20 protein-coding genes are annotated in these 17276 nt (G+C 61.5%); 12 read left to right on the top strand and 8 right to left on the bottom strand.

All coding sequences use genetic code 11. The features are described from left to right. Positions 1 to 172 precede the first annotated feature (172 nt). The 8 genes from ACM5SV_RS04685 to ACM5SV_RS04650 all read left to right on the top strand — a co-directional run bounded on the left by ACM5SV_RS04685 (position 173) and on the right by ACM5SV_RS04650 (position 7750). On the top strand, positions 173 to 652 hold the full coding sequence (locus ACM5SV_RS04685; RefSeq protein ID WP_017996444.1) for a GNAT family N-acetyltransferase: 480 nt from the start codon (positions 173 to 175) through the stop codon (positions 650 to 652). Positions 653 to 676: 24 nt separating this feature from the next. Continuing rightward, positions 677 to 1699: a glycoside hydrolase family 3 N-terminal domain-containing protein gene (locus ACM5SV_RS04680; RefSeq protein WP_017996445.1), complete on the top strand. Its 1023-nt coding sequence runs from the start codon at positions 677 to 679 to the stop codon at positions 1697 to 1699. Positions 1700 to 1742: 43 nt separating this feature from the next. Then, positions 1743 to 3389, top strand: a complete 1647-nt coding sequence (locus ACM5SV_RS04675) for an ABC transporter substrate-binding protein (protein WP_017996446.1) — start codon at positions 1743 to 1745, stop codon at positions 3387 to 3389. 56 nt (positions 3390 to 3445) lie between these two features. Continuing rightward, on the top strand, positions 3446 to 4423 hold the full coding sequence (locus ACM5SV_RS04670; protein WP_017996447.1) for an ABC transporter permease: 978 nt from the start codon (positions 3446 to 3448) through the stop codon (positions 4421 to 4423). A gap of 1 nt (position 4424) precedes the next feature. After that, positions 4425 to 5303 carry an ABC transporter permease gene (locus ACM5SV_RS04665; RefSeq protein ID WP_017996448.1) on the top strand — a complete coding sequence of 293 codons (879 nt, stop codon included), beginning with the start codon at positions 4425 to 4427 and terminating at the stop codon, positions 5301 to 5303. After that, the gene (locus ACM5SV_RS04660) at positions 5300 to 6103 is read left to right on the top strand and encodes an ABC transporter ATP-binding protein (protein ID WP_017996449.1); all 804 of its coding nucleotides are present in this window, start codon (positions 5300 to 5302) and stop codon (positions 6101 to 6103) included. Before ACM5SV_RS04665 ends, ACM5SV_RS04660 begins: the two co-directional genes overlap by 4 nt. Next, positions 6100 to 6999 (top strand): ABC transporter ATP-binding protein, encoded by a 900-nt coding sequence (locus tag ACM5SV_RS04655; RefSeq protein ID WP_017996450.1) that lies wholly within the window; start codon positions 6100 to 6102, stop codon positions 6997 to 6999. Before ACM5SV_RS04660 ends, ACM5SV_RS04655 begins: the two co-directional genes overlap by 4 nt. Before the next feature lie 70 nt (positions 7000 to 7069). Further along, entirely contained in the window at positions 7070 to 7750 is a 681-nt protein-coding gene (locus tag ACM5SV_RS04650) for a spermidine synthase (RefSeq protein WP_017996451.1), read from the top strand. A 3-nt stretch (positions 7751 to 7753) separates the two neighbouring features. Here ACM5SV_RS04650 and ACM5SV_RS04645 read toward each other — a convergent pair whose 3' ends face one another. The 3 genes from ACM5SV_RS04645 to ACM5SV_RS04635 form a co-directional block, all read right to left on the bottom strand. Next, a complete protein-coding gene (locus tag ACM5SV_RS04645) occupies positions 7754 to 8545 on the bottom strand; it encodes an HpcH/HpaI aldolase family protein (protein WP_012763251.1) in 792 nt (263 codons plus the stop codon). A gap of 99 nt (positions 8546 to 8644) precedes the next feature. Further along, a complete protein-coding gene (locus ACM5SV_RS04640) occupies positions 8645 to 8848 on the bottom strand; it encodes a hypothetical protein (protein ID WP_026157607.1) in 204 nt (67 codons plus the stop codon). A 121-nt stretch (positions 8849 to 8969) separates the two neighbouring features. Further along, entirely contained in the window at positions 8970 to 9872 is a 903-nt protein-coding gene (locus ACM5SV_RS04635) for a choline sulfate utilization transcriptional regulator (RefSeq protein WP_017996453.1), read from the bottom strand. A 142-nt stretch (positions 9873 to 10014) separates the two neighbouring features. Here ACM5SV_RS04635 and betC point away from each other — a divergent pair, with 142 nt between their 5' ends. After that, on the top strand, positions 10015 to 11523 hold the full coding sequence (gene betC / locus ACM5SV_RS04630; protein WP_017996454.1) for a choline-sulfatase: 1509 nt from the start codon (positions 10015 to 10017) through the stop codon (positions 11521 to 11523). 138 nt (positions 11524 to 11661) lie between these two features. Here the strand turns inward: betC and ACM5SV_RS04625 are convergent, their stop codons facing one another. Both ACM5SV_RS04625 and ACM5SV_RS04620 read right to left on the bottom strand, forming a co-directional pair. Continuing rightward, positions 11662 to 12522, bottom strand: a complete 861-nt coding sequence (locus tag ACM5SV_RS04625) for a sugar phosphate isomerase/epimerase family protein (RefSeq protein WP_419425085.1) — start codon at positions 12520 to 12522, stop codon at positions 11662 to 11664. Positions 12523 to 12588: 66 nt separating this feature from the next. Beyond that, positions 12589 to 13959, bottom strand: a complete 1371-nt coding sequence (locus tag ACM5SV_RS04620) for an amidase (protein WP_419425084.1) — start codon at positions 13957 to 13959, stop codon at positions 12589 to 12591. A 275-nt stretch (positions 13960 to 14234) separates the two neighbouring features. On the opposite strand from ACM5SV_RS04620, the gene ACM5SV_RS04615 reads away from it, so the two are divergent. Continuing rightward, the gene (locus ACM5SV_RS04615) at positions 14235 to 14513 is read left to right on the top strand and encodes a hypothetical protein (RefSeq protein WP_017996456.1); all 279 of its coding nucleotides are present in this window, start codon (positions 14235 to 14237) and stop codon (positions 14511 to 14513) included. A gap of 72 nt (positions 14514 to 14585) precedes the next feature. Further along, positions 14586 to 15026 carry a DUF1810 domain-containing protein gene (locus ACM5SV_RS04610; protein ID WP_017996457.1) on the top strand — a complete coding sequence of 147 codons (441 nt, stop codon included), beginning with the start codon at positions 14586 to 14588 and terminating at the stop codon, positions 15024 to 15026. 48 nt (positions 15027 to 15074) lie between these two features. Here ACM5SV_RS04610 and ACM5SV_RS04605 read toward each other — a convergent pair whose 3' ends face one another. Both ACM5SV_RS04605 and ACM5SV_RS04600 read right to left on the bottom strand, forming a co-directional pair. After that, positions 15075 to 15263, bottom strand: coding sequence for a hypothetical protein (locus tag ACM5SV_RS04605; protein ID WP_017996458.1), 189 nt, complete (start codon positions 15261 to 15263; stop codon positions 15075 to 15077). Positions 15264 to 15345: 82 nt separating this feature from the next. After that, positions 15346 to 15969: a TetR/AcrR family transcriptional regulator gene (locus ACM5SV_RS04600; protein WP_003553843.1), complete on the bottom strand. Its 624-nt coding sequence runs from the start codon at positions 15967 to 15969 to the stop codon at positions 15346 to 15348. A 127-nt stretch (positions 15970 to 16096) separates the two neighbouring features. Here ACM5SV_RS04600 and ACM5SV_RS04595 point away from each other — a divergent pair, with 127 nt between their 5' ends. Continuing rightward, entirely contained in the window at positions 16097 to 16312 is a 216-nt protein-coding gene (locus ACM5SV_RS04595) for a hypothetical protein (RefSeq protein ID WP_003547846.1), read from the top strand. Between the two features lie 82 nt (positions 16313 to 16394). On the opposite strand, the gene ACM5SV_RS04590 is transcribed toward ACM5SV_RS04595, so the two are convergent. Further along, positions 16395 to 17252, bottom strand: a complete 858-nt coding sequence (locus tag ACM5SV_RS04590) for an SDR family oxidoreductase (protein WP_003553847.1) — start codon at positions 17250 to 17252, stop codon at positions 16395 to 16397. Positions 17253 to 17276: the final 24 nt, after the last annotated feature.

The raw sequence follows: 17276 nt of genomic DNA, 5'->3' as shown, positions 1-17276 counted from the left end.
CGGGCCGTTTTTGTGTCCGGCACCTACTTTGCGTCGAAACCGCGGAGGGCGGCGGCGGGTCGCGCCTTTGGCCGTTTGAAAAACCTTGTTGACAAGCCCGGCCAGATAGCCAAGTCTATGACACTAAAAGGGGATATGTTCCGCAATAACGGAATAACTGGAGGAGTGACGGGTGCCAGACCTGCTTGTGAGCCTATATTCCACTGAGCTCGCCGACCTGAAACGCAAAGCCGGCGATGTCGGCGTCTCCATCCGTCCGGCCCTCCCCCCGGAACTGCATCTTATCGTCAGCTGGGTTCGCGAACGGTTCAGCGAGAACTGGGCAAGCGAAGTCGCGGTCGCCTTCTCCCGCCAGCCCGTTGCCTGCCTGATATCAGTCGAAAACGGCAAGCTCCTGGGCTTTGCCTGCTATGACACGACGGCGCGCGGCTTCTTCGGCCCGACCGGCGTCGATCCCGACGCCCGCGGCAAGGGCATCGGGCTCGCCCTCTTTTCCGCCTGCCTTCAGACCATGAAGACGCTCGGCCACGCCTATGCCTTCATCGGCGATGCCGGCCCGGTCGATTTCTACGCCAGGACCGCAGGTGCAACCATCATCCCCGCCCCCGACAAGGGCATCTACGAAGGCATGCTGAGAAGCACGCCGAAATGACCATCTGATCCCGGAGTTACAGAATTGTCCTCGACCCCGCTCGCCCTTTTCGTCGGCCTTCCGAATCCCACTATTTCGGATGATGAATTCGCCCTCTTTCGCGAAACCAATCCGCTCGGCCTCTTCGTCGGCCGGCGCAATCAGCGCGAGCCGGAGCAGACGAGGCGCCTGATCGACCGCTTCCGCGAAGCCGTCGGCCGCGACGACGCGCCTGTCTTCACCGACCAGGAAGGCGGCCGCGTTCAGCATCTCGATGCCGGCCCCTGGCCGCTCTTCCGCAGTTTCGGCCAGTTTTCCGAACTTGCACGCCGCGATTTCGATCTCGGCAAAAAAGCACTGCGCCTTTCCTCCCAGGCCATGGGCGCGATGATGACGGAACTCGGCCTTTCCAGCGGCTGCTCGCCCGTTCTCGACCTCGTCTTCGAGACGACGAGTGCGGTCATCGGCGCCCGCTCCTTCGCCCCTGATCCCGATTTCGTCGCTGCCCTCGGCCGCGAGGTGGTCGATGGCCTGCTCGAGACCGGCAACATGCCTGTCATCAAACATATTCCCGGCCATGGCCGGGCGACGCTCGACTCCCACAAGGAGCGTCCGGTCGTCAATGCCAGCCGTGAGACGCTCACCGCCACCGACTTCAAGCCCTTCGTGGCACTGAAGGATACGCCCTGGGCCATGGTCGCCCATGTCGTCTACTCGGCCTATGACGCTGAGCTGCCGGCGTCGGTCTCGCCTGTTATGCACGACGTGATCCGCAACGACATGGGCTATGAGGGCGTGCTGATTTCCGACTGCATCTTCATGCAGTCGCTCTCCGGCACCCTGCCGGAACGCGTCAAACAGGTGCTCGACGCAGGTTACGACATTGCGCTCCACAGCCACGGCGACATTCCGGAAAGCGAAGCCGCCGCCAAGGCCGCCCGCCCGCTGACGGAAGCCGCCCTCAAGCGCATCGCCGCCGGCAAGGCCCGCCTCGGCAATCTCAAGATCGATGTCCGCGCCGCCCATGCGGAAGTCGAAGACATGTTTGCAAGCGCGTTGGTCTCCTGACCGGCACCTCATCTCTCACCGCATAAGAAAAGGGGAATAAGACATGAAAAAATATCTTCTTGCCGCCGCCGCACTAACGCTGCTTTCGGGATCTGCCATGGCGCAAACGATCCTCACAGTGAATATCGAACCGGCGACGACCTGGGTCCGCAACTTCAATCCGTTCAACCAGACCTCGTCGCGCCAGTCCACGCTCGACTTCATCTACGAGCCGCTGGTCGTCTTCAATCGCTTCGACAGCAACAAGCCGGTCTATCGCCTGGCCGAAAGCTTCAAGCTCTCCGACGACCTGAAGAGCATCGATTTCAAGCTGCGCCCGAACCTGAAATGGTCGGACGGTAAGCCGCTGACCGCAGCCGACGTCAAGTTCACCTATGATTACCTGAAGAAATTTCCGGCGCTCGACTTCGTCAGCATCTGGACCTTCATCACCGATATCAAGGCCGTCGACGGCCAGACGGTGCGCTTCACGCTCGCCAATCCGAGCTCGCTTGCGGCCGAGCAGATCTCGCAATTGCCGATCGTTCCGGAACATGTGTGGAAGGACGTCGCTGATCCGGTGACCTTCGCCAACGAGACCCCTGTTGGCAGCGGCCCGCTGACGGAAGTGCCGCGCTTCACCGGCCAGACCTACGACCAGTGTCGCAACCCGAATTACTGGGACAACGAGCACCTGAAGGTCGATTGCATGCGCTTCCCGCAGCTTGCCGACAACAATCAGATGCTGACGGCAACGGCCGACGGCACGCTCGACTGGGGCGTCTCCTTCATTCCCGATATCGACAATGTCTATGTTTCCAAGGATCCGGCGCATTTCCACTACTGGTATTCGCCAAGCAGCATGGTCGCCTTCCTGTTCAACCTGGAAACGGCGAACGAGAACAACAAGAAGGCCTTCAACGACCTGAAGTTCCGCCGTGCCGTCTCGATGGCACTCGACCGCAAGACGATGATCGACGTCGCAGGCTACGGCTATCCGACGCTGAACGAAGACCCCGGCCTGATGGGCGAGCTTTACAAGAGCTGGGCGGACCCGTCCGTCAAGGCCGACTTCGGCAAGTTCGCGACCTATGATGCCGATGCTGCCAAGGCCTTGCTCGACGAGGCGGGCTACAACGACAAGGACGGCGACGGCTTCCGCGACAATCCCGACGGCACCAAGATCTCCTTCTCGATCATCGTCCCCAGCGCCTGGACGGACTGGATCGACACCGTCAACCTCGCGGTCGAGGGCATGCAGGCGGTCGGCATCGACGCCAAGATCGAAACGCCGGAGGAAGCAGTCTGGACCGGCAACCTCATCAACGGCACCTTCGATGCGGCGATCAACAGCCTGCCGGCATCGGCCTCGCCCTATTACCCCTACAAGCGCGCTTTCAGTGCTTCGGATAAGGGCAAGACCCGCTTCACCGCGCAGCGCTGGTTCAACCCGGAGGTCGAGAAACTCGTCACCGAGTTCACCCATACCGCCGACCTTGCCAAGCAGAAGGACGCGATGAACAAGGCGCAACGCATCGTCGCCGAAAACATGCCTGTCATTCCGGTGTTCAACAATCCGAACTGGTATCAGTACAACACCAAGCGCTTCACCGGCTGGTCGACCAAGGAAAACCCCTTCGTCAATCCGTCGATCTCGCGGACCAATCCGGCACGCCTGCTGAACCTGCTGGCCCTCGAGCCGGTGAAGTAAGCATCGCAATCCTCGGGAGCGGCGTAAAGCGCCGCTTCCGTCACGACGGAGTTCCCATGGCTTTCCTGCTTCGCCGCCTCGTCTTCTACATGGCAGCCTTCATCGCGGCAGCGACAATCAATTTCTTCCTGCCGCGGCTGATGCCGGGCGATCCCGTGCAGATCATGTTTTCCAGCGCCGGCACCGAATTGCCGCCGGAAAGCCTGCAGGCGCTGAAGCTTACCTTCGGCTTCGTCGACGGTCCGCTCTGGCAACAATACCTCACCTATCTCGGCAGCATCTTCACCGGCGATCTCGGCCGCTCGATCAAGTATTTTCCGCTGCCGGTCACCTCGGTGCTCGGCCATGCACTCGTCTGGACCGTCGGCCTGATGGGCACGGCGACGATTGTCAGCTTCGCGCTCGGCACCTTTCTCGGCATCGTCGCCGCCTGGCGCCGCGGCAGCACGTTCGATGTCATCGTCTCCGTCGGCGCGATCTTCGCCACCTCGGTGCCGGCCGTCGTCACCTCGCTGATCGTGCTCTTCATTTTCGGCTTCACGCTCGGCTGGTTTCCGAACGGTTATGCCGCCGACCCATCGCTCGATCCGGCCTTCAGCCTGCAATATATCGGCAGCCTCGCCTATCACGGCATCCTGCCGATGGTGACGCTCTGCACCGTGCTGATCGGCGGCTTCACCGTCACCATGCGCAACAACATGATCAACCTGCTCGGCGAGGATTATATCATCATGGCCCGCGCCAAGGGCCTTTCCGACCGGCATGTGATGCTATGGTACGCGGCGCGCAACGCCCTGCTGCCGACCGTCTCCAGCCTTGCCATCGCCATCGGCACCATCCTCGGCGGCTCCCTGGTAACGGAAGTGGTCTATAACTATCCCGGCCTTGGCAATATTCTATACCAGGCGATCCTCGCCCGCGACTATCCCGTCATCCAGGGCCAGCTCCTCATCATGACCGCGACCATGCTGATCGCCAATTTTATCGTCGACGTCAGCTATGTGCTGCTTGACCCGCGGCTGAAGGGAGCGTGAGATGAAGACCCTGCTTCGAAATCGCAAGGCGCTGATCGGGCTTGCCATCATCGCCTTCATCGTCCTCGTCGCGATCGCAGCACCGCTGCTGACACACTACGATCCCGCCGCCCGCACCGGACGACCGCACCAGTCGCCGTCGCTCGATCATATCCTCGGCACCACCCGCATCGGCCAGGATGTCTTTGCCCGACTGATCTACGGCGCCCGCACTTCGCTTGCCGTCGGCTTCGGCGCCGGCCTGCTGATCACGCTCGTCGGCACCGCACTCGGCATCATCTCCGGCTATCGCGGCGGCAAGACCGACGAGATCATCAGCTTCTTCACCAATATGGTGCTGGTCGTTCCGAACCTACCGCTGCTGCTCGTGCTCGCCGCTTTCATCGGCCAGGCAAGCCCCCTCGTCATCGCCCTCATCCTCGGCGCCACCTCCTGGGCATGGGGTGCACGCGTCACCCGCGCCGAAACGCTCTCCGTCAAGCAGAAGGATTTCGTCAAATCGGCCGAGATGATGGGTGAGCCGCAATGGCGCATCATGACATTCGAGATCTTTCCCAACGTGATTTCAATCGTCGGCATCAATTTCATCGGCAGCGTCATCTTCGCGATCATCACCGAAGCGACGCTCGAGTTCCTCGGCCTCGGCGATCCGAGAGCGATCTCCTGGGGCACCATGCTCTACAATGCGCAGAAGGCTTCGGCCCTTTCGGTCGGCGCCTGGTGGGATATTCTCACCCCGTGCTTCGCGCTCGCCTTCCTCGGTATCGGCATGTCGCTCTTGAACTTCGCCGTCGACGAGATCGCCAATCCGCGGCTGCGCACCGGCAATCACCTGAAGCGCTGGTCCCTGCTCGTTCGAACAGGGGAGGGCCGCCTGTGACGCAGCCGCTGCTTTCGGTGAGGAACCTCACCATCGATTATATCGGCGAGGAGAAGGATTTCCGCGCCGTCGACGACGTCAGCTTCGATGTCGCGCCCGGCGAGGTCTTCGGCCTTGCCGGCGAATCCGGCTGCGGCAAGAGCACCATCGCTTTTGCCATCAGCCGCCTGCACAAGCCGCCGGCGCTGATCCGCAAAGAGAGCCGCATCCTGCTCGACGGCCGCGACGTGCTCGGCCTCGACCGCCAGGCGCTCAGCGCGTTTCGCTGGCGCGAGGTTGCGATGGTGTTCCAGAGCGCCATGAACTCGCTGAACCCGGTGCTGCGCATCGAGACGCAGTTCTACGACATGCTGCGCACCCACAAGGGCATGAGCCGTGCTGCAGCCCGCGACCGCACCGCCGAGATGCTGACACTCGTCGATATCGCGCCGGATCGCATGCGCGACTATCCGCACCAGTTTTCCGGCGGCATGCGCCAACGTATCGTCATCGCCATCTGCATGGCGCTCGATCCGAAGCTCGTCGTCATGGACGAACCGACGACAGCGCTCGACGTCGTCGTCCAGCGCGAAATCCTGCAGCGCATCAACGAACTGCGCCGCAGCTTCGGCTTTTCCGTGCTGTTCATCACCCATGATCTCGGGCTGATGGTGCAATTCTGCGACCGTATCGGCATCATGCTCGCAGGCCAACTGGTGGAGCAGAACACGGCCGAGGCGATCTACAGGACGCCCAGGCATGACTACACGAAGAAGCTCTGGGCCTCCTTCCCCTCGCTGCATGGAGGAGTGCTGTTATGACGGACGCCATTCTCGCACTCGACCAGGTGACGAAGACCTTCGGTCACGGCTCCGCGGCCGTGCATGCGGCGCGCGCCATCTCGTTTTCGCTGCATGCCGGCCGGGCACTGGCGCTGGTCGGTGAATCCGGCAGCGGCAAGACCACCTGCGCCCGCATGGCGATGCGCGAATATCTGCCGACATCGGGCCAGGTTCTCTACAAGGGCCGCCCTGTCGAGGCCGCCAAATCCGCCGAGATCGCCCGCTACCGCCGCTCGGTGCAGATGATCTTCCAGGACCCCTTCGCCTCGCTGAACCCCGCCCACACCATCGCCCATCATCTCCGGCGGCCGCTGAAGCTGCACCGCCCGGAGATCAAGGGGGCCGAGATCGACGTTGCGGTCCGCGAACTGCTTCAACGCGTCAGGCTCGATCCCGATCTCGTCGCGCCGAAATATCCGCACGAGCTCTCCGGCGGTCAGCGCCAGCGCGTCAACATCGCTCGTGCCTTGGCCGTCAAGCCGGAGGTGATCGTCGCCGACGAGCCGACCTCGATGCTTGACGTCTCGGTGCGCCTCGGTGTGCTGAACCTGTTGAACGAGATGAAGCAGGAGATGAATCTCGGCCTGCTCTACATCACCCATGATATCGCCACCGCCCGTTATGTCGCCGAGGACATCGCCGTGATGTATGCCGGCCAGATCGTCGAATGGGGCAACGTCGCCAAGGTGATCGACAATCCGCTGCATCCCTATACCCGTCTGCTGCTCTCGGCCGTACCCGATCCCGAGGTCCGCTTCGACGACCCGAAGGCCCGGCTGAGGCCCGACGAGGTAGAGGACATCCGCCGCCGTTCGGCCGTGCCGCAGGACGACATCGTCGAATTCGAGCAGGATCATTTCATGCGGATGATCTGAGGCCGGCTTGCTGGCCTCGTCGCCTGCCCTATGCTAGGGGACGCTTCCTTTCATGCGAGGCGAAGCCGTCATGCTGCCCTGGATCCAGCTCGATTCCGCGACCATTCCCGGTGAGAACGGCGAATTGCGGCTGAAGCAGCGCGGCAGCGAGTTCTCGATCATGCTTGGCGCCAACGAGCTGATGAACAGCCGCCTCAGCGGCTCGGAGGAAGCGCTGGCGACCCTGTCCTGGGATCGGATCAAGTCGCATCCGAAGCCGCGGATCCTGATCGGCGGGCTCGGCATGGGTTTCACCCTGCGCGCCGCTCTTGCCGTCCTTCCCGAAGATGCCGGCGTCATCGTCGCCGAACTGGTGCCGGCCGTGATCGCCTGGGCCCGCGGGCCGATGGCCGAGGTCTTCAAAGGCTGTCTCGACGATCGGCGCGTCGGCATCCATCAGGGCGATGTCGGCGAGGCGATCCGCGCCGGCAAGGCTGCCTATGACGCCATTCTGCTCGATGTCGATAACGGCCCTGACGGCCTGACCCGCAAATCCAACGACCGGCTCTACGATTTTGCCGGCCTTCGCGCCGCCAGCGACGCGTTGCGCCCCGGCGGCGTGCTCGCCGTCTGGTCGTCCGGTCCGGACCCCGATTTCACGCGGCGTCTCAAGGGCAGCGGGTTTGCCGTCGATGCGGTCAACACGCGCGCCAACGGCAAACGCGGCGGCGCCCGCCACGTCATCTGGCTGGCCGTCAAGCCGGTGAAATGACGTTCAAGCCGAAGCGATCCTGCGGGCGGCATTGATGGCGCGGCGGGCGCCGGAGCGCAGCTGCGCTGTCTCGGCACCGGCAATGACCAGATCGAAACCGAACTTCAGCAGTTCACCGGCCCGCTCGCCGTCGCCGGCAAAGGCGCAGGCGACTTTGCCATGGGCGCGGCAGCGTGAAACCGCATGCTGCATGGCGCTGTCGATCTCGGCGGCGTTCGGCGCCACCTGGTCGCCGTTCGAGAGTGCGATCGAAAGGTCGGAAGGACCGATGAAAATGCCATCGATACCGGCAACGCCAAGGATGTCGTCAATCGCCTCAAGGGCTGCCCGGGTCTCGATCATGGCAATGGCGACGGTAAGCGCATTGGCGTTCTTCAGATAATCATCGGCCGACAGGCCTGTATGGTTCAGCGCCAGGGACGGTCCCCAGCTGCGTTCCCCGAGAGGCGGGTATTTGGTGGCCTTGACGAAGGCTTGCGCGTCTTCGGCCGAATTGATCATCGGCGCGATGATGCCGGAGGCGCCGGCATCGAGCAGGCGCGAGGCGGACGCGAAATCACCGACCGGTATGCGCGCCAGCGCCGGCTTGCCGGCAAGCCGAACCTGGGCAACGGCGTTCGCGGCCGAGGGCATGTCCCACATGCCGTGCTGCATATCCAGCACGATGGCGTCGAAGGCCTCCTGCGCCAGGTGATTGGCGAGCGTGGCGTCGGGAATACCGATCCAGGCGGAGATCATGCCGCCTCGGTGGTGCCTGATCCGGTCCGCAAAGCCGTCGATTTCAGCTGCGCTCATGCCATTCTCCTCAATTCGACAGGCCGCCAGCGGCCAGATATTTCACCTCGAGGAACTCTTCAATGTCGAATTCCCTCAAAGCTATGCACGGTTGCCGGCTTATCCTCTCCGGCGCAGCCGTGAAATAATGACCGTCACGGCAATCCCCGCCGCAGCCATGATGCCTCCCCAGAGGATCCAGATGCTTTGGTTGATCATGAAACTGGACGCGGGATAGGGAAAATAACCGCTTCCCTGGGCGATCCAGATCAGCCCGAGGAGGATCAGGAGCAGTCCAACGGCGTATCCGACGGTTCGCAACATGCTTCGGCCCTTCCCTATGAATCGATGCCACAATGTCGATCGGCATCGGTCATGACAAGGCTTCTCTCCTTGAGCGCGAACATATTCCCGATGCAATGACGCGCCAGCCTCCGTCCGAATGTCATGTCCTGCCGACTTCATCCACCAGCCAGGTGCTGAGCCTCTCGCTATCAACATTTGCCGATCGCGGCGGTATCAGCCAGTAACCGCGGTCCCAGGCCTCGAGCGGCGGCCCGGCTTCCACCAGCATATGTGTGGAGAGAAGCGTATCGACCAGCCCCATCCAGCCGATCGCCACGCCCTGTTCGCTGAGAGCGGCCTGGACGACCAGCGAGTAGGTGTTGAAACTGACATCACCGCGGCCGGCATGGAGATCGCGAGTAACGGAGAATTCGGCGAGATAACTTCGCCAATCGAACCAGGGCGATGGCATCGGCGAGTCGAGATGAATCAGGATCGCTTTGGCAAGCTGCTGCGGATCGTCGAACGGACCGTTGCGATCGAGAAAGCCTCGCGTACAGACGGGCACGACCTTTTCCTGCAGCAGAAGCGATCCGATGGCGCCGAATTCCGCTTTGGTGCCGAAAACCACCACCACATCCGCGTCGTCACGAAAGCCGGGTTCAAGCCTTTGGGTCGCGACGATCTGTAGATCCGTTTCGGGGTGAAGCAGGCGAAAGCCGTGCATGCGCGGGATCAGCCAAAGCGCTGAAAAGGCATAGTCGGTTCTCAGCCTGACCACCGGCCTTTGAGCCTCAGTGCGGAAACTGCGCGCCAGGGCATCGATATCACCGACCGTCTTGGCGGCGACCTGGAAAAGCCGCTCTCCCTCCGCGGTCAACTCGACGCCGCGGTGCTGGCGGCGCAGCAGGGCGACGCCGAACTGCTCTTCCAGCCGCCGAATCTGATAACTGACAGCAGGCTGCGTAAGACCGAGACCTGCCGCCGCGGCCGAAAAGCTGCCGAGCCCTGCGACCTCCGTAAAGATGCGCATCCATCCCAGCTCAGGCCGGCGGTCTGGCATAAAAATTCCTTTTGGCAGCCATCGAAAAAAGCCAGCTTTACAGGCACTATGATACTGGCTTTGATAAGATCTGCAAATAGCAAGGGACGTCCCCTTCCAGCAAGATCGTCCCGGCCTTTGAGACCATAGGAGACAATGTCACATGGCGCATCCGAATATCCTCATCCTGATGGTCGATCAGTTGAATGGCACTTTCTTTCCCGATGGCCCCGCCGATTTTCTGCATACGCCGCATCTGAAATCATTGGCGGAGCGCTCCGTACGTTTTACCAACGCCTATACGGCAAGCCCGCTCTGCGCACCGGCGCGGGCCTCCTTCATGTCCGGGCAGTTGCCGAGCCGAACCCGCGTCTATGACAATGCGGCGGAGTTTGCCTCCGACATTCCGACCTATGCGCATCATCTGCGCGCTGCCGGATACCAGACGGCGCTGTCCGGCAAGATGCATTTCGTCGGCCCCGACCAGTTGCATGGCTTCGAGGAGCGCCTGACGACGGACATCTACCCGGCCGACTTCGGCTGGACGCCCGATTATGGCAAGCCCGGCGAGCGCATAGACTGGTGGTATCACAATCTGGGTTCGGTCACCGGCGCCGGCATTGCCGAGATCACCAACCAGATGGAGTATGACGACGAGGTCGCCTACCATGCCACCCGCAAGTTGTTCGATCTCTCGCGCGGCCATGACGAGCGCCCCTGGTGCCTGACCGTCAGTTTCACCCATCCGCACGATCCCTATGTTGCCCGCCGCAAATTCTGGGACCTCTATGAGGATTGCCCGGCACTAGACCCTTCGGTTGCGCCGATTGCCTTCGAGCGGCAGGACCCGCATTCGCAGCGTCTGATGAAAGCCTGCGATCACGACGCCTTCGACATCAGCGATGAGCAGATCAGGCGGGCAAGGCGCGGCTATTTCGCCAATATTTCCTATGTCGACGACAAGATCGGCGACATTCTCGGCGTCCTCGAACGGAGCCGCATGGCTGAAAACACGATCATCCTCTTTGCCTCCGACCATGGCGACATGCTCGGTGATCGCGGCCTCTGGTTCAAGATGAACTTCTTCGAAGGATCGGCCCGAGTTCCACTGATGATCGCAGCACCCGGCTGGAAGCCCAGACGGATCGACCAGCCTGTCTCCACACTCGACGTGACGCCGACGCTGGCGGGTCTTGCCGGGATCGATATCGCCTCGCTGAAGCCGTGGACCGAGGGCGAGGATCTCGCAGCACTTGCCGAAGGCACCGGCAGCCGCAGCCCGGTGCCGATGGAATATGCCGCAGAGGGTTCCGAGGCGCCGCTCGTCTGCATCCGAGACGGACGATACAAGATCTCGCTCTGCGAGAAGGATCCGCCGATGCTGTTTAATCTCGAGGCCGATCCGCAAGAACTCGACAATCTGGCGGCCGACCCGGCCCATGCCGAGATCTTGGCAAGGCTTGTCGAACAGGCCGGCCGGCGCTGGAACCTTTCCGATTTCGATGCAGCCGTGCGCGAAAGCCAGGCGCGCCGCTGGGTGGTCTATGCGGCACTACGCAACGGGGCCTATTATCCATGGGACTACCAGCCGCTGCAGAAAGCCTCGGAACGCTACATGCGCAATCACATGGATCTGAACGTGCTGGAGGAAAACCAAAGGTTCCCGCGCTAGAACAGGATGATTTTAGGCCGGGTCGGCCCAAAATTCTGAATCCTGTTCTACATTATCTAGTTAGAGCATGATGGCGTCCGAAAACCGCTCACACTTTTCGCCATCATGCTCTGGGAATGAGAAAGAAGTGCTTCTGATTTAAGCCGTCTTGCGCGCCGGCGCCTCGCGCAGGAAATCCTCGATGAACGTCTTTTGCAGCAGGATGCCGTCCCATTCATCGGGGAAGAAGGGCGAGTCGTAGATCAGCGTGAAGGGGCCGGCATAACCGGCCTTCTCGCACATCTCCAGGCACCTGCGGTAATCCTCGGCATCGAGACCGGCAACGCCGTAGTCGGCCTTGGCATGGCAGATTTCCGCCCGGCCCATGATATCGGCAAGGCCCTGATATTTCGCTGGCGCCGCCCAGTTGCCGAGGTCGCCGTTAAGCCCGACCTTGCCGTCCAACCGGTCTAGCAGCCAGTTCATTTCGACCGGCGACGGCAGCAGGTCGAACCAGTTCTCGACGACGACGCGCACACCGTTGCCTTCCGCCTTTTCCGCCAACCAGTTCAGATGATGGGCCGCGCGGGTAAGATTTTCCTCCGTCGGCTTCTGCTTGCCGGCAATGACGCGCATCCTCTCAGCCCCGAGGGCTGCGGCGATGTCGATCCACCCCGCCATCCACTTGACGTCGCGTTCGGCGGCCTCGGGATGGCTCGGATCACCGTCCTCGACGAGCAGCGTCTGGAACAGCACGTTCGAGGTCGCCATCGCATCGCGAAATTCGCTTATATAGGCGGCGTCGAGGCTCGGCAGATGGAAGGAACAGACCTCCAGCCGGTTGACGCCGCGTGCCGCAAGCGCCGCCGGAACATCGATCAACGCCGCAGCACCGGGACCATAGGGTTCCTTAGGCGCGGCACTTTTGTCGGGATCGGGGCTATAGGCATAAACGGCGCCAAGCAGCCGATGCAGCGACCATGTCGAAACCGCGAAACGTCCGTTTTGCAAAACCTGCACGTGTCTTCCTCCAGCATCTCCTCATGCCATCAATGGCAACTAAATCCCGGCGGTTCAATTGCCAATTCAGGCAAAATCGTCGCGGATGATCGGCTCGGCGGCAAGGGCAATCCCCAGCAGCGCCTCATCGCGATGGGTGGTGGCCGAAAGCAGCAATCCAACAGGCATGCCAGCCTCGCCGGTGCCGCAGGGAATGGAAACGCCGCACCAGTCGAGGAAATTGCCAAGTGCTGTGTTGCGCAACGTCTTGTTGTTCGTCGCGAAGAACAGCTCGTCATCCTGCTCCAGCGGCCCGATCGGCGGCGCGACATGGGCGACAGTCGGAAAGGCGAGCAGCCGGTCGCCGACCAGGCGCTCGACATCGGCGATCAGGCGGCTGCGCGCATCGAGGATCGCCAGGTAATCGGGCAGCGTCGTCTTGCTTCCGAGACGGGTGCGCATGACGACACGGTGGTCCATCCTGTCCGCATCCGGTCCGGCCAAGCGTTCGCGGTGAAGTGCGAAAGCCTCCGCCGTCACCAGCGGACCATATCTCGTCATCAGCTCGAATATCTCGTCGAAGGCGGGAATGACGGTACGGGCAACCTTGGCGCCGGCCTTTTGAAGACGTTCCAAAGCTGCCTCGAATGCAGCGACGACGCCGGCTTCCGCTCCGTCGAAGACGATGTTTTCAGGCACGATGAGTTCCAGCCCTTGCAGGGGAAGCTCAACGACATCAGGCGCCGTCAGGCCGCGCATTGCCACATCGATCCAGACCGCGTCCCTGACGCTGCGGCAGAGCGGCCCCAGCGAATCCAGGCTCTTTGCCAGCGGATAGACGCCTGCCATCGCGTGGCGACCGCGTGTCGCCTTGTAGCCGACGATACCGTTGAAGGCGGCGGGAATACGCACCGAGCCGCCGGTATCGGTGCCCATGGCGACCGGAACCAGTCCGGCGGCGACGACGACACCGGCGCCAGAGGACGAGCCGCCCGGAATGCGTGGAAGATCAGTGCCGCGCGGATTTACCGGCGTGCCGTAATGCGGATTGATGCCGAGGCCGGAAAAGGCGAACTCGCTCATATTTGTGCGTCCGACGGCGACCATGCCCGCCTGCCTGAGCAAAGCGACAACAGCCGCATCGCGCTTGGCCGGCATATCCTTTGCCAGAACGACGGAACCCGCCGTCGTCGGCAGGCCTTCCATGTCGAAAAGATCCTTCCAGGCAATCGGAATGCCATCCAGCAATCCAAGCGAGCGCCCTTCCCGCAGACGCCGCGAAGAGGCGCGCGCCTCCTCCATCGCCCGGCTTTCGAGCAATGTGGTGAAAACCGCCTTGTCGGCATAATGCGCGATGGAATCGAAAACCGCCTCGGTCACCTCGACCGGATCGACCGCGCCACCTTGAATGAGGACGGAAAGCTGCGCGACCGACATCGCGCCGTAGGATTTGCTCATGGGACTATCCAGAAGAGAGATGTTCCTCTCTGGACTACCCCGGATCATTCCGGTCAACCAGAGCTTCACGATATTTTGCATTTATTGGTACGATTTTTTGAACACTGCGTTTGAAGATCGCCCCTTCAATTGCCACGATCGAAGACACACATGCTGCTCGCATGCGGAAGCGGTTCGGCACGAGGGTGGGAGTTTGCCCTAAAGAGACCGGCGCCGCATGTGTTGCAGGAGTAATTGAAATGACAGATTGTGAAACTTTAAGCCGTCGCCAGGATATGGTGACACTTCATGCGAAAGAGGACGAAACCGCCGGTTTAGGCGAGCGCGATTATGTAGATCATGTCAGCGCCCAGAAACTTTCAGCCTTCGAGCGCATTGTCGTGGTCGGAGCGCTGGTTCTCTTGAGCTTTGCGGGGTTTGCCGCATATTCTTCCGGCAATACGGACCCGATGACGACATCGGCCATTGCCGCCCCGGCCGGCGATAACATGCCGCCGCACCCGGCCTACGGCCATTGCCGCGACAGCAGCCCTTACGCTGAGAGGGTTTGCTGATAGCAAAACATATTGCCGGGCGTGGAAACCTTGGCCCAGGCTGCATCGACAGCAGGAAAAGGGAAAAGGACCATGGCCGGCGACATCGACTTCAAGCTTCACCGCTTCATAGACGCCCAGAACGGCGTCTACGAACAAGCGCTCTTAGAGCTGAAAGCCGGGCGCAAGACCTCCCACTGGATGTGGTTCATCTTCCCGCAGGTCGCCGGTCTCGGTACGTCGGCGATGGCCGAAAAATATGCGATCCGCTCGGCGGAGGAAGCCGCCGCCTATCTCGCCGATCCTATTCTCTCAAGCCGGCTGCTGCGTTGCGTCGAGGCGATCCTGTCCGTGAACGGCCGATCGGCGCACGCAATCCTGGGTTCACCCGACGACCTCAAGCTGCGCTCGTCGATGACCTTGTTTGCCGCGATCAGCGATCACGGTTCGCCCTTCCACCAAGTGATCGAGCATTTTTATCAGGGAAAATTCGACGATCGAACGATGAAAATCCTCAGTGCCAGCACCGACTGATTTTATGCCGGTCGGCTTAAAATCTGAATACTGTCGCAAATTAAATAGTTATCGGCCCGGCCTGCTCTCCAGCGTAGCAATTTCCTCGGAAATTTCGCTCAGCCGCTGACGCAGATCGCTGTCGGTGCCGTCATCGACCTCTTCGTCGCCGAAACAATAGCGCGCATCATGGAGCTCCAGCTTGGCCTCAAGCTCGGCGCGTTTGGCATACAGGCGTTTGAGATAGACGTAGTTCATCTCCCTGCCTCCACATCGCTCTCGGGTTAGTGTGAAAACGGCATGGAAGCGGTAAGGTTCCCCTCCCACACACTTGTGGTCGTCAGGCGAAAGAAGCGATTGCCGCCTGGCAGGCCTTGGCGAAATGACCGCAGCAGCCGGCAGCGCCCATGGCCTGGCGGCTGACGCGCGCGCCTTCGAGCAGCAGCGTCAACGTATCGGCAAGAAGCTGGGGTTCGCGCGCGCCGGCCGCCGAACAGAGCGCAGCCAGGCGATCACGCTGTTCGGCCTTGTGCCGCTCGATCATTTCGTGGGCGGGATGGCCCTCGCCCTTCAGCTCGATGGCGGCATTGGCGAGATCGCAGCCGGCGGGCTCACCGTTCAGACATTGCGCCCGCAGTTCCACCCAGGCATCCAGCTGGGCGCGCGGATTGTCGGGATAGGCCGCTTCCAGATCTCGCCAGATGGTACCCGCCTTTTCGGAGGCGCGGCGCAGCGTTTCGCAGACGAGTTCGTCCTTCGAGCCGAAATGCCGGTAGAGCGTCATCTTGTTGGTCAGAGCCGCGTCGGCAATGGCATCGACGCCGATGCCGCGAATGCCGCGCTCGCGGAAAAGCTCCGAGGCGGTCGAGACGATACGCTCCCGCGGCGGGATGCGATCTTCTAGAACGGCTGCGGAGATTTCATTCGAAGTTTCTGATTTTTTTGAGGACGTAGTCCTTGACATCAATGTGACCGATCGGTAACAAATGCATTGTTACTTACCGGTAACACCACAAAACGCGAAAGTCAATGCCGAGGGCATGGCAGCGGAAAGTGGAACACGGGCGACCGCCCACGAAAGGAGGACAACCATGACAAAGACCAGAGATGACCTGACGATATCCGAAGCCCTTCGCGACCCCCTGATCGCCATGGTGTTGCGCGCCGACGGCGTAAAGCTTGAAGACTTCAAGCAACTCCTGGAGACGGCCGCCCGCAAACGCGAGCCGCGCTCGACATCGGTGGGCAATATGATCGGAGCACTCGCAAGCCGCGCCAATCTGCCGGCAATGCCCTGCTTCGGCTAAGGAAGCCGCCTAAACAGCTTGGGGATCTCTCCCTGCCCCCGTCGAGGGCTGCCGTCATAACCAGACGGCGGCCCTTGCCGCTTTAAAGGATCGGCTTGCCGCCGGTGACCGCGATTGTCGTGCCGGAGACGTAGCTCGACAAGGGATCGGCCAGCATCACATAGGCTGTGGCAAGCTCGGCCGGCTGTCCCGGCCGTTTCATCGGCACCTGCTTGCCGAAGTTACTGACGCTTTCTTCAGGCAGTGTCGATGGGATGAGCGGCGTCCAGATGGGCCCTGGCGCCACCGCATTGGCGCGAATGCCTTTCTCGGCCAGAAGCTGAGCAAGGCCGGCGGTGAAATTCTGGATCGCGCCCTTGGTCGTCGCATAGGCAAGCAGCGTTGGGTTCGGATTGTCCGAATTGATCGAAGCCGTGTTGATGATGGCGCTGCCGGGCTTCATATGGGCAACGGCCGCCTTGGTCAGGTAGAACATCGAATGGATATTGACCTTGAAGGTCAGTTCCCACTCTTCATCACTGATCTCGTCGATGCTCTTGAAGCTTGCCTGATGTGCGGCGTTGTTGACGAGAATGTCGATACCGCCGAGCTCCTTGACCGCCGTCTCGACGATCTGTCTGCAGTGGGCGGGATCCTGGATGTCACCGCTGACGAGGATAGCCTTGCGTCCGGCCTGCTCGACGAGCCGTTTCGTCTCATCGGCATCCTCATCCTCGTCGAGATAGGACAGCAGCAGATCGGCACCCTCCCTGGCATAGGCGATCGCCACTGCCCGGCCAATGCCGCTATCGCCGCCGGTGATGATCGCCCGCTTGCCCTTCAGCCGCTCGGAACCGCGATAGCTCTTTTCGCCATGGTCGGGAACCGGGTCCATCTGTGCCGTGAAACCCGGCATCGGCTGCTTCTGGGACGGGAAAGGCGGTGTGGGATAATTTGGCATCGTGACCTCCTGAGTTTCAGAGAT

The sequence above is a fragment of the Rhizobium sp. CRRU65 genome, from assembly GCF_048551595.1.
GTDB lineage: Bacteria > Pseudomonadota > Alphaproteobacteria > Rhizobiales > Rhizobiaceae > Rhizobium > Rhizobium leguminosarum_J.
Note: the sequence above shows the minus strand (reverse complement) of the source record. Positions and strands in the feature narration are given on the sequence as shown.

Excerpts from the sequence above, each read along its gene's own strand:
- ACM5SV_RS04640 (WP_026157607.1), bottom strand. The coding sequence starts at position 8,848 with ATGTTGCGAACCGTCGGATACGCCGTTGGACTGCTCCTGATCCTCCTC.
- ACM5SV_RS04590 (WP_003553847.1), bottom strand. The coding sequence starts at position 17,252 with ATGCCAAATTATCCCACACCGCCTTTCCCGTCCCAGAAGCAGCCGATG.
- ACM5SV_RS04615 (WP_017996456.1), top strand. The coding sequence starts at position 14,235 with ATGGTGACACTTCATGCGAAAGAGGACGAAACCGCCGGTTTAGGCGAG.
- ACM5SV_RS04675 (WP_017996446.1), top strand. The coding sequence starts at position 1,743 with ATGAAAAAATATCTTCTTGCCGCCGCCGCACTAACGCTGCTTTCGGGA.
- ACM5SV_RS04620 (WP_419425084.1), bottom strand. The coding sequence starts at position 13,959 with ATGAGCAAATCCTACGGCGCGATGTCGGTCGCGCAGCTTTCCGTCCTC.
- ACM5SV_RS04595 (WP_003547846.1), top strand. The coding sequence starts at position 16,097 with ATGACAAAGACCAGAGATGACCTGACGATATCCGAAGCCCTTCGCGAC.
- ACM5SV_RS04655 (WP_017996450.1), top strand. The coding sequence starts at position 6,100 with ATGACGGACGCCATTCTCGCACTCGACCAGGTGACGAAGACCTTCGGT.
- ACM5SV_RS04650 (WP_017996451.1), top strand. The coding sequence starts at position 7,070 with ATGCTGCCCTGGATCCAGCTCGATTCCGCGACCATTCCCGGTGAGAAC.
- ACM5SV_RS04610 (WP_017996457.1), top strand. The coding sequence starts at position 14,586 with ATGGCCGGCGACATCGACTTCAAGCTTCACCGCTTCATAGACGCCCAG.
- ACM5SV_RS04665 (WP_017996448.1), top strand. The coding sequence starts at position 4,425 with ATGAAGACCCTGCTTCGAAATCGCAAGGCGCTGATCGGGCTTGCCATC.
- betC (WP_017996454.1), top strand. The coding sequence starts at position 10,015 with ATGGCGCATCCGAATATCCTCATCCTGATGGTCGATCAGTTGAATGGC.
- ACM5SV_RS04605 (WP_017996458.1), bottom strand. The coding sequence starts at position 15,263 with ATGAACTACGTCTATCTCAAACGCCTGTATGCCAAACGCGCCGAGCTT.
- ACM5SV_RS04645 (WP_012763251.1), bottom strand. The coding sequence starts at position 8,545 with ATGAGCGCAGCTGAAATCGACGGCTTTGCGGACCGGATCAGGCACCAC.
- ACM5SV_RS04600 (WP_003553843.1), bottom strand. The coding sequence starts at position 15,969 with ATGTCAAGGACTACGTCCTCAAAAAAATCAGAAACTTCGAATGAAATC.
- ACM5SV_RS04670 (WP_017996447.1), top strand. The coding sequence starts at position 3,446 with ATGGCTTTCCTGCTTCGCCGCCTCGTCTTCTACATGGCAGCCTTCATC.
- ACM5SV_RS04635 (WP_017996453.1), bottom strand. The coding sequence starts at position 9,872 with ATGCCAGACCGCCGGCCTGAGCTGGGATGGATGCGCATCTTTACGGAG.